The 14,973-nt window shown below is 44.6% G+C and carries 15 protein-coding genes; 5 read left to right on the top strand and 10 right to left on the bottom strand.

Features of this window, described 5'->3' with window-relative positions:
* Positions 1 to 127 precede the first annotated feature (127 nt).
* Complete coding sequence (locus EFK13_RS18545) at positions 128 to 727, bottom strand: CotG/ExsB N-terminal domain-containing protein (RefSeq protein WP_129507385.1); 600 nt, start codon at positions 725 to 727, stop codon at positions 128 to 130.
* 142 nt (positions 728 to 869) lie between these two features.
* Here EFK13_RS18545 and cotH point away from each other — a divergent pair, with 142 nt between their 5' ends.
* Positions 870 to 1,961, top strand: a complete 1,092-nt coding sequence (gene cotH, locus EFK13_RS18540) for a spore coat protein CotH (protein WP_129507386.1) — start codon at positions 870 to 872, stop codon at positions 1,959 to 1,961.
* Positions 1,962 to 1,999: 38 nt separating this feature from the next.
* Here cotH and alsR read toward each other — a convergent pair whose 3' ends face one another.
* A complete protein-coding gene (gene alsR, locus EFK13_RS18535) occupies positions 2,000 to 2,887 on the bottom strand; it encodes an acetoin biosynthesis transcriptional regulator AlsR (protein ID WP_129507387.1) in 888 nt (295 codons plus the stop codon).
* 158 nt (positions 2,888 to 3,045) lie between these two features.
* Between alsR and alsS the strand changes: the two genes are divergently transcribed.
* The 3 genes from alsS (at position 3,046) to EFK13_RS18520 (ending at position 6,214) form a co-directional block, all read left to right on the top strand.
* The gene (gene alsS / locus EFK13_RS18530) at positions 3,046 to 4,758 is read left to right on the top strand and encodes an acetolactate synthase AlsS (RefSeq protein WP_129507388.1); all 1,713 of its coding nucleotides are present in this window, start codon (positions 3,046 to 3,048) and stop codon (positions 4,756 to 4,758) included.
* 63 nt (positions 4,759 to 4,821) lie between these two features.
* Positions 4,822 to 5,589: an acetolactate decarboxylase gene (gene budA / locus EFK13_RS18525; protein ID WP_129507389.1), complete on the top strand. Its 768-nt coding sequence runs from the start codon at positions 4,822 to 4,824 to the stop codon at positions 5,587 to 5,589.
* Positions 5,590 to 5,686: 97 nt separating this feature from the next.
* Positions 5,687 to 6,214: an NAD(P)H-dependent oxidoreductase gene (locus tag EFK13_RS18520; protein WP_129507390.1), complete on the top strand. Its 528-nt coding sequence runs from the start codon at positions 5,687 to 5,689 to the stop codon at positions 6,212 to 6,214.
* Between the two features lie 40 nt (positions 6,215 to 6,254).
* Here EFK13_RS18520 and EFK13_RS18515 read toward each other — a convergent pair whose 3' ends face one another.
* The 8 genes from EFK13_RS18515 to EFK13_RS18480 all read right to left on the bottom strand — a co-directional run bounded on the left by EFK13_RS18515 (position 6,255) and on the right by EFK13_RS18480 (position 13,002).
* Complete coding sequence (locus EFK13_RS18515) at positions 6,255 to 6,551, bottom strand: DUF3892 domain-containing protein (RefSeq protein ID WP_129507391.1); 297 nt, start codon at positions 6,549 to 6,551, stop codon at positions 6,255 to 6,257.
* 155 nt (positions 6,552 to 6,706) lie between these two features.
* Positions 6,707 to 7,243, bottom strand: a complete 537-nt coding sequence (locus tag EFK13_RS18510) for an SH3 domain-containing protein (RefSeq protein ID WP_129507392.1) — start codon at positions 7,241 to 7,243, stop codon at positions 6,707 to 6,709.
* A gap of 109 nt (positions 7,244 to 7,352) precedes the next feature.
* Complete coding sequence (gene rbsB / locus EFK13_RS18505) at positions 7,353 to 8,270, bottom strand: ribose ABC transporter substrate-binding protein RbsB (RefSeq protein WP_129507393.1); 918 nt, start codon at positions 8,268 to 8,270, stop codon at positions 7,353 to 7,355.
* A 12-nt stretch (positions 8,271 to 8,282) separates the two neighbouring features.
* On the bottom strand, positions 8,283 to 9,248 hold the full coding sequence (gene rbsC, locus EFK13_RS18500; protein ID WP_129507394.1) for a ribose ABC transporter permease RbsC: 966 nt from the start codon (positions 9,246 to 9,248) through the stop codon (positions 8,283 to 8,285).
* A gap of 1 nt (position 9,249) precedes the next feature.
* A complete protein-coding gene (rbsA, locus tag EFK13_RS18495; protein WP_129507395.1) occupies positions 9,250 to 10,731 on the bottom strand; it encodes a ribose ABC transporter ATP-binding protein RbsA in 1,482 nt (493 codons plus the stop codon).
* A 15-nt stretch (positions 10,732 to 10,746) separates the two neighbouring features.
* A complete protein-coding gene (gene rbsD, locus EFK13_RS18490) occupies positions 10,747 to 11,142 on the bottom strand; it encodes a D-ribose pyranase (protein WP_129507396.1) in 396 nt (131 codons plus the stop codon).
* Positions 11,139 to 12,020 (bottom strand): ribokinase, encoded by an 882-nt coding sequence (gene rbsK / locus EFK13_RS18485; RefSeq protein ID WP_129507415.1) that lies wholly within the window; start codon positions 12,018 to 12,020, stop codon positions 11,139 to 11,141. The genes rbsD and rbsK overlap by 4 nt, the downstream gene beginning before the upstream one ends.
* Positions 12,013 to 13,002, bottom strand: coding sequence for a LacI family DNA-binding transcriptional regulator (locus tag EFK13_RS18480; protein WP_129507397.1), 990 nt, complete (start codon positions 13,000 to 13,002; stop codon positions 12,013 to 12,015). Before EFK13_RS18480 ends, rbsK begins: the two co-directional genes overlap by 8 nt.
* Before the next feature lie 781 nt (positions 13,003 to 13,783).
* On the opposite strand from EFK13_RS18480, the gene pgsB reads away from it, so the two are divergent.
* Complete coding sequence (gene pgsB, locus EFK13_RS18475) at positions 13,784 to 14,965, top strand: poly-gamma-glutamate synthase PgsB (protein ID WP_064816106.1); 1,182 nt, start codon at positions 13,784 to 13,786, stop codon at positions 14,963 to 14,965.
* Positions 14,966 to 14,973: the final 8 nt, after the last annotated feature.

Raw genomic sequence — 14,973 nt, 5'->3', positions numbered from 1 at the left:
GGTTTCAAGGAAACCAAATGATGCGTGTTGCATATGTTATGTCATGACATATATCTAATCCAGGGGAAATTGAAAAATAGGCTTCCGTACGTCTGCCGGCAGCCTATTGAAAAAATGAAAACTTAGATTATTTGTATTTCTTTTTGACTACCCAGCAATTGCCGTCTTTCCAGAATTCTTTTTTGCTGTGATAATCATCGTGTTTTTTGTGGTCGTCGTAGTGGTGATGTGGTTTTTTGTAGTGTTTCTTATGAGATTTTTTCTTATGGGAACAATACGATTTTTTCTGTGTGCGATATGACTTCTTATAGCTGCGAGATTTTTTGTAAGAACGGTACGATTTTTTGTAGCTGCGAGATTTTTTGTAAGAGCGGTACGATTTTTTGTGGCTGCGAGATTTCTTGTGAGAGCAGTATGATTTTTTGTGGCTGCGAGATTTCTTGTGAGAGCAGTATGATTTTTTGTAGCTGCGAGATTTCTTGTGAGAACAGTACGATTTTTTGTGGCTGCGAGATTTCTTGTGAGAACAGTAAGATTTTTTGTGGCTGCGAGATTTCTTGTGAGAGCAGTATGATTTCTTGTGGCTGCGAGATTTTTTGTGAGATTGGTGCGATTTTTTATGGCTGCGTTTTTTTCCATGAGGCTCTTGGTACAAATAATCTTTTAAACCTTCATTTTTCGCGGATTTCACCGCTTCTTTGATGTCAGAATGGGAATAGTGGCCCAATTCGAAATCCTCCTTTTTAAAAATGATGTTAAGGATGAAGATCCTTACTACCCTCATAGTACGCGCGGTTTTAAAAAGTGTATAAGTGTTCCGCTGATATCTCACGAAAATAAAAGCCTAAAATTTGTAAGGGGGATTATGGATGAAGAATCAATCCAATTTGCCGCTTTATCAGCTGTTTGTTCATCCAAAAGATTTGCGTGAATTAAAAAAGGATATATGGGACGATGATCCGGTACCGGCTGTGATGAAGGTAAATCAAAAAAGGCTGGATATTGATATCGCTTACCGGGGATCACATATCAGAGACTTCAAAAAGAAGTCATACCATCTTTCTTTTTATCAGCCGAAAACATTTCGCGGCGCACGAGAGATTCACTTAAATGCGGAGTATAAAGATCCTTCCATGATGAGAAATAAATTGTCCCTGGATTTTTTCTCAGAGCTTGGGACACTGTCTCCAAAGGCAGAGTTCGTTTTTTTAAAGGTGAATGGGAAGAATGAAGGGGTTTATCTAGAACTTGAATCCGTCGATGAATTTTATTTAGCGAAAAGGAAGCTGGCGGACGGGGCGGTTTTTTACGCAGTTGATGATGATGCTAATTTCTCACTGATGAGCGATTTGGAAAGGGAAACGAAGACGTCGCTTGAGCTTGGATATGAAAAGAAGACAGGGACTGAGGAAGATGATTTTTATTTACAGGATATGATATTTAAAATTAATACTGTCCCTAAAGCCCAGTTTAAATCAGAAGTGACAAAGCATGTGGATGTCGATAAGTATTTGCGCTGGTTAGCCGGCATTGTATTCACCTCAAACTATGACGGGTTTGTCCACAACTACGCGCTGTACAGAAGCAGTGAAACAGGGTTATTTGAGGTGATTCCTTGGGATTATGATGCGACCTGGGGCAGGGATATCCATGGAGAGCGGATGGCTGCCGATTATGTAAGAATTCAAGGATTTAATACACTAACCGCCCGAATATTGGATGAACCCGATTTTCGCAAGTCCTACAAACGTCTGCTAGAAAAAACGCTCCAATCTCTTTTTACAATAGAATATATGAAACCGAAAATAATGGCGATGTATGAACGGATTAGGCCGTTTGTCCTGATGGACCCATATAAAAAGAATGATATTGAGCGTTTTGACCGTGAGCCGGATGTGATTTGCGAGTATATTATAAAAAGAGCTGATTACCTCAAAAGTGAGCTTGATCTTTTATCCTGACGATAAACGGGCGGATTCCGGAGAACGGAACGCCTTTTTTATTTCCGTTCATTTAACGACTTGCATATATCCACAAATTGTCTCAGTACCGGGTTTTGGCTGTCTTTTCGATATGCGATGATCCATTCTGCCTTGAGCTGAAAATGATCAACGCTGCGATACGTGACGTCAAGGTTAAACAGCCGTCTGGCCGAGGATGGGACAATGGTAATGCCGATGCCCGCTGTCACCAGTCCGATTACCATTTGATACTCTGTCGCTTCTTGAACGATATTCGGCACAAAACCTGCGTTTTCACAGAGCTGAATAAAGTCGGTATATAGCGTAGGCCATGCTTCTTTGGAAAGGGTGATGATCGGTTCGTTTTCCAAATCTGTAATGTCGATTGATTCTTTCAATGCAAGCGGATGCTGCTTTGGCAATGCAAGGATGCATGGACTGCTCTGGGTTGTGTCAATTTGCAGCTCCGGGTGCTCTAACGGCGGATGGAGAATGCCGATATCGATATTTCCCTTGAGCAATTCCTCTTGCTGGCGATAAGAAGCGATTTCTTTTAATTCAATTTTCACAGAGGGGAATTTTTTACGGTATTCCCGGATGATCGGCGGCAGAAATTCATATGTAGCCGATCCGACAAAACCAATAACGAGATGGCCGTGCTCGCCGCGAGCTGTCCGCTGGGCAAGTTCAATTCCTTGGCCAATTTGCATTAAAGCTGACCGGCAGTGATTTAAAAAGATTTCTCCGGCCGCCGTAAGCTCGACAAGTCGTTTTGTCCTCTTGAGAAGCGTCACCCCGACTTCTTCTTCCAGCTGTTTGATCTGCTGGCTGAGAGGAGGCTGTGTCATATTCAGCCGCCGCGCAGCTTTTCCGAAATGAAGCTCTTCGGCTACTGCGATAAAGTATTGAAGATGGCGAAGCTCCATGCAATATGCATTCCTTTCCTTAGGTTAATAATTCGTATTACATATTAATCATAAGGCGAATCGATATTGGAGGTCAATTTCCAAAGAGTGTATAGTGAAACATATCACAAGAAACATTTAAATTTTATGTTTAAAATGCATAATAAGGAGTGAGGGTGTTGACAAAAGCAACAAAAGAACAAAAATCCCTTGTAAAGAGCAGAGGGGCGGAGCTTGTTGTTGATTGCTTAGTGGAGCAAGGTGTCACACATGTATTTGGCATTCCAGGTGCAAAAATTGATGCGGTATTTGACGCTTTACAAGATAAAGGGCCAGAAATTATCGTTGCCCGGCATGAACAAAATGCAGCATTTATGGCGCAGGCAGTCGGCCGTTTAACTGGAAAACCCGGAGTCGTGTTAGTCACATCAGGACCAGGTGCTTCTAACTTGGCAACAGGACTGCTGACAGCAAATACTGAAGGTGACCCTGTCGTTGCGCTTGCTGGGAACGTGATCCGTGCAGATCGTTTAAAACGGACACATCAATCTTTGGATAATGCGGCGTTATTTCAGCCGATTACAAAATACAGTGTAGAAGTTCAAGATGTAAAAAATATACCGGAAGCTGTTACAAATGCATTTAGGATAGCGTCAGCAGGTCAGGCTGGGGCCGCTTTTGTGAGCTTTCCGCAGGATGTTGTGAATGAAGTCACAAATACAAAAAACGTGCGTGCTGTCGCAGCGCCAAAACTTGGCCCTGCAGCGGATGATGCAATCAGTGCGGCCATTGCAAAAATCCAAACAGCAAAACTTCCTGTCGTGTTAGTCGGCATGAAGGGCGGAAGACCGGACGCGATTAAAGCGGTTCGCAAGCTATTGAAAAAGGTTCAGCTTCCATTCGTTGAAACCTATCAAGCTGCCGGTACTCTTACGAGAGATTTAGAGGATCAGTACTTCGGCCGTATCGGATTGTTCCGCAACCAGCCAGGCGACCTTCTGCTTGAGCAGGCTGATGTTGTTCTGACAATCGGCTATGATCCAATTGAATACGATCCGAAATTCTGGAATGTCAATGGAGACCGGACGATCATCCATTTAGATGAAATTCTGGCTGACATTGACCATGCTTACCAGCCGGAGCTTGAATTGATCGGTGATATTCCATCTACGATCAATCATATTGAACACGATGCCGTGCAAGTGGAATTTGCTGAACGTGAGCAGAAAATTCTTTCTAATTTAAAACAATATATGCACGAGGGTGAGCAGGTGCCTGCTGATTGGAAATCAGACAGAGTGCATCCTCTTGAAATCGTAAAAGAATTGCGAAACGCAGTCGATGATCATGTTACAGTGACTTGCGATATCGGTTCACACGCGATTTGGATGTCACGTTATTTCCGCAGTTATGAGCCGTTAACATTAATGATCAGTAACGGTATGCAAACACTCGGCGTTGCGCTTCCTTGGGCAATCGGTGCTTCATTGGTGAAACCGGGAGAAAAAGTGGTATCCGTCTCTGGTGACGGCGGTTTCTTATTCTCAGCAATGGAATTAGAGACGGCAGTTCGTCTAAAAGCACCAATTGTACACATTGTATGGAACGACAGCACATATGACATGGTTGCATTCCAGCAATTGAAAAAATATAATCGTACGTCTGCGGTCGATTTCGGAAATATCGATATCGTGAAATATGCGGAAAGCTTCGGAGCAACCGGCTTGCGCGTTGAATCACCAGACCAGCTGGCAGATGTTCTGCGTCAAGGTATGAACGCTGAAGGTCCTGTCATCATTGATGTCCCGGTTGACTACAGTGATAACATGAATTTAGCGAGTGACAAGCTTCCGAAAGAATTCGGAGAACTCATGAAAACGAAAGCTCTCTAGCACTCTGCGCATCAAGACACTGTTTTCTATGAACAGCACTAAACAAAAGGAGTGAAGGGAATTATGAAACGCGAAAGCAACATGCAAGTGCTCAGCCGCGGCCAAAAAGATCAGCCAGTGAGCCAGATTTATCAAGTATCAACAATGACTTCTCTATTAGACGGAGTATATGACGGTGATTTTGAACTGTCAGAGATTCCAAAATACGGAGACTTCGGTATCGGAACCTTTAACAAGCTTGACGGAGAGCTGATAGGGTTCGACGGCGAATTTTACCGTCTCCGTTCAGACGGAACTGCGACTCCTGTGCAAAATGGGGACCGTTCTCCGTTCTGCTCATTTACGTTCTTTACACCGGACATGACACATAAAATTGACGCGAAAACGACACGTGAAGAGTTTGAAAATGAGATCAACAGCATTCTGCCAAGCAAAAACTTATTTTACGCGATCCGCATTGACGGATTGTTTAAAAAAGTGCAGACAAGAACGGTAGAACTGCAAGAAAAACCTTACGTGCCGATGGTTGAAGCGGTCAAAACGCAGCCGATTTTCAACTTCGACAACGTGAGAGGAACGATCGTAGGTTTCCTGACACCGGCTTATGCAAACGGAATCGCTGTTTCTGGGTATCACCTGCACTTCATTGACGAAGGACGGAATTCAGGCGGACACGTTTTTGACTATGTGCTTGAGGATTGCACGGTTACGATTTCTCAAAAAATGAACATGAACCTCAGACTTCCAAATACAGCGGATTTCTTTAAGGCAAATCTTGATAACCCTGATTTTGCCAAGGATATTGAAACAACTGAAGGAAGCCCTGAATAAAGAAAAAAGAAAGCTCCTGTCTACAGGGCTTTCTTTTTATTTGGCTCTTTTCCTGATTTTAGATAAAATAACGTCAAAAGGGTAAAGGTGTGGTCTGATGAAAATATTGGTTTTGGCAGTTCATCCTCATATGGAAACCTCTGTTGTTAATAAGGCGTGGGCAGAGGAATTGAGTACACATGACAATATCACAGTACGGGAGCTTTATAAGGAATACCCGGATGAAGCGATAGATGTTGCGAAGGAGCAGCAGCTGTGCGAGCAATACGATCGGATTGTCTTCCAATTTCCGCTTTATTGGTACAGCTCTCCGCCGCTTTTGAAAAAATGGCAGGATCTTGTGCTGGCTTACGGCTGGGCCTTTGGTTCGAAAGGAAACGCCTTGCATGGCAAGGAGCTGTTGCTGGCTGTTTCAACAGGGAGCGAAGCAGAAAAATATCAGGCTGGCGGAGGCAATCATTACTCGATCAGTGAGCTTCTAAAACCATTTCAGGCCACGAGCAATCTGATCGGCATGAAATACCTATCCCCATACGTATTCTATGGCGTGAATGGTGCAACTGAAGAGGATATTTCCCTCAGCGCAAAACGGTTAGCTGAATATATCCAGAAGCCTTTCGCTTAAAAGAAAGCCCTGTCCGGCAAGCGGCAGGGCTTCTTTATGATCAAAAATCCGGCAGCTCGGACAGGTTGTTTTCCTTTATGCCGTCCGGTTCACTTCGCAGAATATCACGTCCGTATTTATGGAAGACATCCACATGAGCGAGTTTTCCCGCTTTTGCTTCTGACAGCGCAGTGGGGTAGTCGAGTTCTCTTCCCGTGCTCGTTTTCACTGCAATGATATTGTCGTCCTCATTTCTTCTGACCGCAATAATTTCTTCTTTTCCAGCTGGAACAGTTTGTTGATCGTCAGTTGTTTGCCTGGCTTTATACGATTCATAAGCTGCTTCAAATTGATCCATATTTACACCTCCATTTTTTAACGTGAACAAAAATGGCGATGATCATGTATGGTTTCGACACGGCATACGACAATATTTCCTGAGAAATATCTTGGGAATGTGACAAATCAATCCATAATAAAAGGGATTCCGCATAAACACGGAATCCCTTTCGGTTATTTTGTCATGTGTAAATCCTTTGTTTTCAGATAGCCTGTCGCACCGCCGTAATCAACGAATACCCAGTCAAAATCAAAACCGCCTTTTTTCGTCTTGCTCCAGCCTAAAAAAGACACGCTTGTGTCAGCTGGAAGAGTCTTGATGCTTTTTCCATCGGCGGATGTATACACTTTCGTTTTTGTTTTGGTTTTTACGGTTGTAGCTGCTTTTACAATGTAATGAGTGGAGACAAAGCCTGTTTTTCCGTTTTTATAATGAACCTTTGCCCAGTCGGCGTTTGCGAAGGAAATCAGTTTTAAGCTGTCGCCCAAGTGCAGCGTATCGGCTTTTTGGCTTGCTGCAGAAGCCTTCGTTCTGACATTTAGCGCCTCTGCTGACACCAAATAAGAATCAATCGGGTAGCTGTATAAATCATCAATGCTTACAGTTGTTTCTGGCTGCTGTGCATGGATTGTGCTTGCGCCGCCTGCAGAAGCCGCCGTAATTCCGGCCGCAAGGGCTAGTGTTGATAATACCTTTGTTGTTTTGTTCATTTCGTTCCTCTCCTCACGTAAGAGAAATAATTCACTCTATATCCCTATTCACGTTTTCACAGATTCCTAAACATCAAAAAGGATCAGATAAAAATCTGATCCATGGCAATTATTTTTGTGTTTCTAATTTGAGAGGCGCGGAAATTGATTTTTTCACTTTTTTTCCGTGCAAAATATTATCGGCTGCTTCTGTTGCCAGTTTACCGATTAATTCAGGCTGCTGAGCAACGGTGGCTGAGAGCTTTCCGTCTTTAATGGAAGCGAGCGCATCTTTATTGCCGTCAAAGCCGATTACTAAAATATCTTTTCCTGAGCTGTTAATTGCCTCGAGAGCACCGAGCGCCATTTCGTCATTGTGAGCAAAAACGGCTTGGATATCCGGATGTCCCTGCAGCAAGTTTTCCATGACAGTCAGGCCTTTGGTGCGGTCAAAGTCAGCTGATTGTTTTGTGACAACGTCGAGCTTTTGATCTGCGATGTTATGAAATCCTGAGCCGCGTTCCCGTGTGGCAGATGCGCCTGGCACGCCTTCAAGCTCTGCCACTTTCGCTCCTTTTCCAAGTTTATCAGCGATAAATGCCGCGGCCATTTCACCGCCTTTCACGTTATCGGAAGCAACGAGGGTTTCGACTTTTCCTTGTTCGGCGGAACGGTCGATAGTTACGACGGGCACACCGACTGCGTTTGCAGATTCTACTGCCGTTGAGATCGCCGATGAATCAGTCGGGTTAATTAACAATGCATCGACACCTTGCTGAATTAAGTCTTCTACATCACTCGTCTGTTTCGATGAATCATTTTGTGCATCGACAATGATAACTTTCATTCCCCGTTTTTCAGCTTCTTTTTCGATGCCCTTTTTTAATGAGACAAAAAAGGGGTTGTTAAGCGTTGAGACGGACAAGCCGATGGTGAATTCCTTTTTGTTCCCCGAGTTTGACGGCTTTGCCCATTGGGGAGGCTCGAGCGAACAGGCAGTTAATAAAAACAATGATAACGTTAAAATGACGGATATCGCCTTTTTCATATGAAAAACCTCCTATGCTGACTTCTTGCGGTCTAACAATACCGCGATTAAGATGACAATCCCTTTGACTACCAGCTGATAAAACGATGAGACGCCAAGCAGGTTGAGCCCGTTGTTAAGTGTGCCGATGATCAGCACCCCGATTAACGTGCCGATAATGCGTCCGCGGCCGCCGGAAAGACTTGTTCCCCCTAAGACAACCGCCGCGATCGCATCCAGTTCGTACGATTCTCCGGCAGTCGGCTGGGCTGAATGCAGACGTGAAGTCAATATGGCGCCGGCAAGGGCGGATAAAAGTCCGGCTAAAGAATAGATCATCACTTTCACGCGCGTCACTTTAATGCCTGAAATGAGCGCGGCTTTTTCATTGCCTCCGATTGCGTACGTTCGGCGTCCGAATGGTGTTTTATGAAGAAGCACCCAAAGGACGGCAAAGGCAAGAACCATCGTAATCGCCGGTACAGGAATGCCCAAGAAATAGCCTCGGCCGAACAGTTGAAAAGCGTAGTTTGTGCCAAGTCCGGTAATCGGATTTCCGTCTGTATACACAAGCGTCAGTCCGCGAAACACAGTCATGGTTGCAAGCGTGGCGATAAAGGGCGCCATTTTTCCTTTTGTGATTAATAGTCCGTTGATCATGCCGAGGACGGCACCAATGATACAGCCGAGGATGATTGCGAGAACCGGATCGACACCGGATACAATCATCCCCGCGACTAAAGCGCTGGACAGGGCAAGAATAGCGCCGACGGAAAGATCAATGCCGCCTGTTAAAATCACAAAGGTCATGCCGAACGCGATTAATCCGTTAATGGCGACCTGGCGAAGCAGGTTTAAAATATTCAGCGGTTCAAGAAAGCTTGGATTTAAAATAGATACAATGATAACGAGAATAAATAAACCGAGAAACGGGCCGAGTTTTTGCATGACTCCGTCGAAGTGAATTCGTTTTTGTTCTGGTTGATGTTCGGTTTTCATATTACCGCCCTCCCGTGGCAAGTGTCATAATTCGTTCTTGTGTTGCTTTCTGAGCTTGAATTTCTCCGCTGATTCTGCCTTCATGGACGACGATAACGCGATCGCTCATTCCGAGAATTTCCGGCAGCTCTGATGACACCATAATGATGGCGACGCCTCGCTCAGTCAGCTCATTCATCAGCGAATAAATCTCCCGTTTCGCGCCTACATCCACGCCTCTGGTCGGCTCATCCAAGATAAGCACTTTCGGTCCGATGCCGATCCACTTGGCAATCACCACTTTTTGCTGGTTTCCTCCTGATAAATGGCGTGCGTGCGTTTCCGATGAGGCTGTTTTGATGGTCAGGCGTTTGATTAAAAGGTCAACAAATTCAGCTTCCCGCTTGTGGTCAATGAGACCCTTTGGAGAAAAACTGGACAGGTTGGGCAGCGCAATATTCTCGCGAATCGAGGTGTCGAGCAGCAGCCCTTCATCCTTGCGATTCTCTGTGATAAAGCCGAGCCCTTTTTTTACCGCATCCTGCGGGTTCTTAATGACTGTCTTTTTTCCCGCGATCCATATCTCACCCGAGTCCAGCCTGTCAACACCGAACAGCGCTCTCATGATTTCTGTCCGGCCGGCTCCCATCAAGCCGGAAACACCGACGATTTCACCGGAACGAACATAAAAGCTGACATCTTCAAAACGTCCTTTGACGGAGGCGTTTTTCACCTCGAACATTTTTTCACCGAAAGAAGGAGCGCGCTTCGGATATCGTTCAGTCAGCTCGCGTCCGACCATTTTTTTGACGACTTCATCAAAACCGGTGTCTGGAATGTTTGTTGTGTCTACGGTTTTTCCGTCACGCATGATGGTGATTCTGTCGCAAATCGCAAAAATTTCTTCCATGCGATGTGAAATGTATACAATGGACACACCGTTCTTTTTTAACGCTGTAATGACCTCAAAGAGCTTGCTGATTTCCCGTTCTGTCAACGCAGCTGTCGGCTCATCCATAATGATTACCTCGGCATTTGTCATGAGCGCTTTTGCGATTTCGATCATTTGCTGCTGTCCGACGGAACACTCGCCAGCTTCTTGATCAAGAGAAAGAGAGACAGACAGTTTATCAAATTGCTCTTTTGCTAGCGCTTTCATTTTTCTCGTTTGTAAAACGCCCAGCTTGGATGATATCTCTTTTCCGATAAATAGATTCTCAAGAACGGTCATTTCCGGCCAGATATTCAATTCCTGATGGATAAAAGCGATGCCATGCTGTTCCGCTTCTTTCGGATTGGAAAAATACGTTTCGGTTCCGTTTATGATGATTTGCCCTTTATCCGATTTATGCAGGCCTGTCAGAATGTTCATAAGCGTGGACTTGCCGGCGCCGTTTTCTCCCATTAATGCGTGAACCTCGCCAGGCACGAGCTGAAAGGAAACGCCTGACAGCACTTGGTTTTTTCCGAATGCTTTGTGAATGTCTTTCATTTCAATCTGCATGTTCCATCCTCCTTTCTAGAAAAGCACACCCGCCTGCAGGATGCAGTTGGCATATGGTGTGAATTCACCTGTTCTAATGATGGCCTTTGCTTCTTTTGTCAGTTGCTTAAATTCTGCGTGGGAAAGGTATTCAATCTCTTGTTCAGAAAAAAGCTTCTCTAGAAATCTGGCATTCTCCTGATTTGAGGTTTTTATTTCAGTTGCAGCAATGACTTTTTCGACGACCATCTCGTCAGCGAGCACTGCGGCTGTATCCTGGAAAGCCGGGAGACCCGGCTTCAATGAAAGATCAATTTTTAAAACGCCGTAAGGAATAGGCAGCCCCGCATCCGCGATGACAATTTTATCCGTGTGGCCAAGGTCGGCTAACAGCTTGGCAAGATGGCTGTTCAGTATACCGTGTTTTTTCATGACAGCAGCTCCTCCACTTCTTTTCTTGTCGGCATTCCGCCCTGGGCGCCGAAGGAACAGACAGAAAGGGAAGCGGCCCGGTTGGCAAACCGTAATGCGGCTTCAATGTCTATTCCCTCAGCAAGAGCAACGGCGAATGCTGCGTTAAATGTATCTCCCGCTCCGGTTGTATCAACAGGTTCAACAGGGAAGGACGGGATGAGCCGTTCTTTGCTTCCGGCTGAATAGCGGACGCCTTGTTTTCCTTCCGTAATAAAGAGCTTCGCCGGATAAAGCGCCAACGCTTCTGAAACGGTAAGTCCGGGGAATAAAATCGACGCCTCGTGTTCATTCGGAGTGAGATAGGTGGCGTGATCTATTGTTTCCTGTTTTAGCGGGCGGGCAGGTGCCGGGTTGAGCATGACCGGGATATCGTGAGAATGGCAGTATCTGCATACCTCATCAACCGTTTCCTCCGGGATTTCCTGCTGAATCAGGACCATATCAACCTTTTCAATCTGTTCAAGCGCGTCTATCGCATACGATGGAATGATCTCATCGTTCGCACCTTTGACGACGACAATGCTGTTATCACCTTCAGCAAGCACAATGTGGGCGGTACCGCTTTCTTTATGTGTAACCGGTTCCATATAGTCGGTGCGAACACCGTTTGCTTTTAAATTATTCAAAATAGCTGTTCCATAATGATCATCACCGACCTTGCCGACCATAAACACGCGGGCGCCAAGTCTCGCAGCAGCAACGGCCTGATTTGCTCCTTTACCACCCGGCACAGTCTGAAATGACGTGCCAAGTACCGTTTCCCCGGCTTTTGGGCGTTTGTCCGAGGTGACCACTAAATCCATTGAACAGCTTCCAATCACACAAATATTACGCATCATGATCTTCCTTTCTTGTCGTCTTTCTTCTTATATAGGTGACGGGCATTTGAATCGCGGTTTCTGTGAGCGGCTGTTTTTTGATAATACGCAAAAGCAGTTTGGCCGCTTCTTTGCCCATATCATATGCGGGCTGTTTAATTGTAGACAGGGGAGGAAACAGCAGCTCGCTTTGCGGAATGTCGTCATAGCCGATCATTTGAATATCCTCCGGCACGTTTTTTCCGCGCCGTAATGCTTCATGTAAAACTGCTGCGGCTTGAATATCATTACTCGCTATCACACCGTCTGTCTCAGGATATGTGGCGAACAGCTCCTTCGCCATCGATTGCGCATCCTTGAAAGAAAATGAAGCCGTCTCGATGACCTGAAATTCAACTTCAGCCTGCTTTAAGACCTCCAAAGCGCCATTAAAGCGGTCTTGAGCGGTCGGCAGGTGAACGGGTCCTCTCAAGAGCGTAATGCGCCGGCTTTTTCCGTGAATAATGGCTTCGGCGGCTAATTTTCCTCCTGTATAGCCGTCACTGGATACAGAAGGGGCTCCTTCATGTGTTCTGTCCAGAAAAACGACTGGGTGATTTATGCCGCTGTATTCCTCAAGGTCCGGGTAATTCGTGGCGGCAATAATGCCTGCGACATGATTTTGCTTAAAGGTTTGAAGGTATTCACGTTCTTTTGTCAATTCCTCGTCACTGTTTCCGAAAATAAGGCGATAGCCTTCCCGGTTCAATTCATCCTCCGCGCCGCGGGCAAGCTGGGGGAAGAAAGGGTTTGTGATATCCGGGAGCAAAAGCCCGATCAGCCGGGATTCTCTTTTATAAAGAGATCTGGCGACTTCATTCGGGTAATAGTTCAGCTTCTCCATCGCCGCTATGACACGCGTACGCGTTTCTTCATGTACATAGCCGTTGTCATTCAGCACGCGGGAAACCGTCGCAACTGAAACGCCCGCCGCTCCGGCGACATCTTTAATTGTAGCCAAAACAGCTCCTCCTCGTTTATGTAACCGTTTACATAGATAGATTATCATGAGCGGTCTGAAGTTGGCAATAAAAACATCAAAAGAAATCTATTGTAAATTGTATATATAATTGTGAAATTTAAGGTTTTCACTCTTTTTTTGACAAAGTCTTCACAAATCTGGATGAAGTTTTCTTGAACAAATATTAAGTTTTATTAAAATTGTTTCAAAGTCATGCGTTTAGACCTGTAAATGAGGAGAAAGAGAATAGACTATCCGCCCAGAAAATGTTTAATAATGTTAGAGAATTCAGACCCGTATGTTCAGCGTTTTCAAGACGGGTCCCCTTAGTCATTTTGGAATGGGTCTAATATTGGGTTTTCCATGCAGAAAGGATGACATTATGACCTTATCCTTAAGAAATAGAATAACCATTTTGTGTTCATAAGAACCGGAAAACACGCATGATAGCAGGGAAAGCTTGATACCACACGCTGAAAAAAAGATTGATTTAAAATACATATTAAACGCAAACAGCTGGGTGTGACTATACGTCCATAAGGATATCAGGAGAAAAATGAAAGCGCATTCCTTTCATTTTTCAAAAAAAGAGATAAGGTGTAAGTCCTGCTGTTTTCCAAAAATAGAAAACAGGTTGTAGGTACAAAATCTCTTTCAAAAGAGAAGTTTGACTCAGTGGCTCAGGGAAGATTATGTTACATAATGCCGATTGAGAATTCATAGTGATTCTATATACTGATGAATGAATTTACAACAATATAGAAGGAGATGTCGAATAGCAATGTGGTTACTCATTATAGCCTGTGCTGTCATACTGGTCATCGGAATATTAGAAAAACGACGACATCAGAAAAACATTGATGCCCTCCCTGTTCGAGTGAATATTAATGGCATCCGAGGAAAGTCGACTGTGACAAGGCTTACAACCGGAATATTAATAGAGGCCGGTTACAAAACTGTTGGAAAAACAACAGGAACGGATGCGAGAATGATTTACTGGGACACACCGGAGGAAAAACCGATTAAACGGAAACCACAAGGGCCGAATATCGGTGAACAAAAAGAAGTCATGAGAGAAACAGTAGAAAGAGGGGCTAACGCGATTGTCAGTGAATGCATGGCTGTTAACCCGGATTATCAAATCATCTTTCAGGAAGAACTTCTGCAAGCCAATATCGGCGTTATTGTTAACGTTTTAGAAGATCATATGGATGTCATGGGGCCGACGCTTGATGAAATTGCAGAAGCGTTTACCGCTACAATTCCTTATAACGGCCATCTTGTCATTACAGATAGTGAATATACCGAGTTCTTTAAACAAAAAGCGAAAGAACGAAACACAAAAGTCATCATTGCTGATAACTCAAAAATTACAGATGAATATCTGCGTAAATTTGAATACATGGTATTCCCTGATAACGCTTCTTTGGCACTGGGTGTGGCTCAAGCACTCGGCATTGACGAAGAAACAGCGTTTAAAGGAATGCTGAATGCGCCGCCAGATCCGGGAGCAATGAGAATTCTTCCGCTGATCAGTCCGAGCGAGCCTGGGCACTTTGTTAATGGGTTTGCCGCAAACGACGCTTCTTCTACTTTGAATATATGGAAACGTGTAAAAGAAATCGGTTACCCGACCGATGATCCGATCATCATCATGAACTGCCGCGCAGACCGTGTCGATCGGACACAGCAATTCGCAAACGACGTATTGCCTTATATTGAAGCAAGTGAACTGATCTTAATCGGTGAAACAACAGAACCAATCGTAAAAGCCTATGAAGAAGGCAAAATTCCTGCAGACAAACTGCATGATCTAGAGTACAAGTCAACAGAAGAAATTATGGAATTGCTAAAGAAAAGAATGCACAACCGTGTCATATATGGCGTCGGCAATATTCATGGTGCCGCAGAGCCTTTAATTGAAAAAATCCACGAATACAAGGTTAAGCAGCTCGTAAGCTAGGAGGAAAT

The sequence above is a fragment of the Bacillus cabrialesii genome, from assembly GCF_004124315.2.
Taxonomy (GTDB): Bacteria; Bacillota; Bacilli; order Bacillales; family Bacillaceae; genus Bacillus; species Bacillus cabrialesii.
This window is presented reverse-complemented; position numbering and strand designations above follow the sequence as displayed.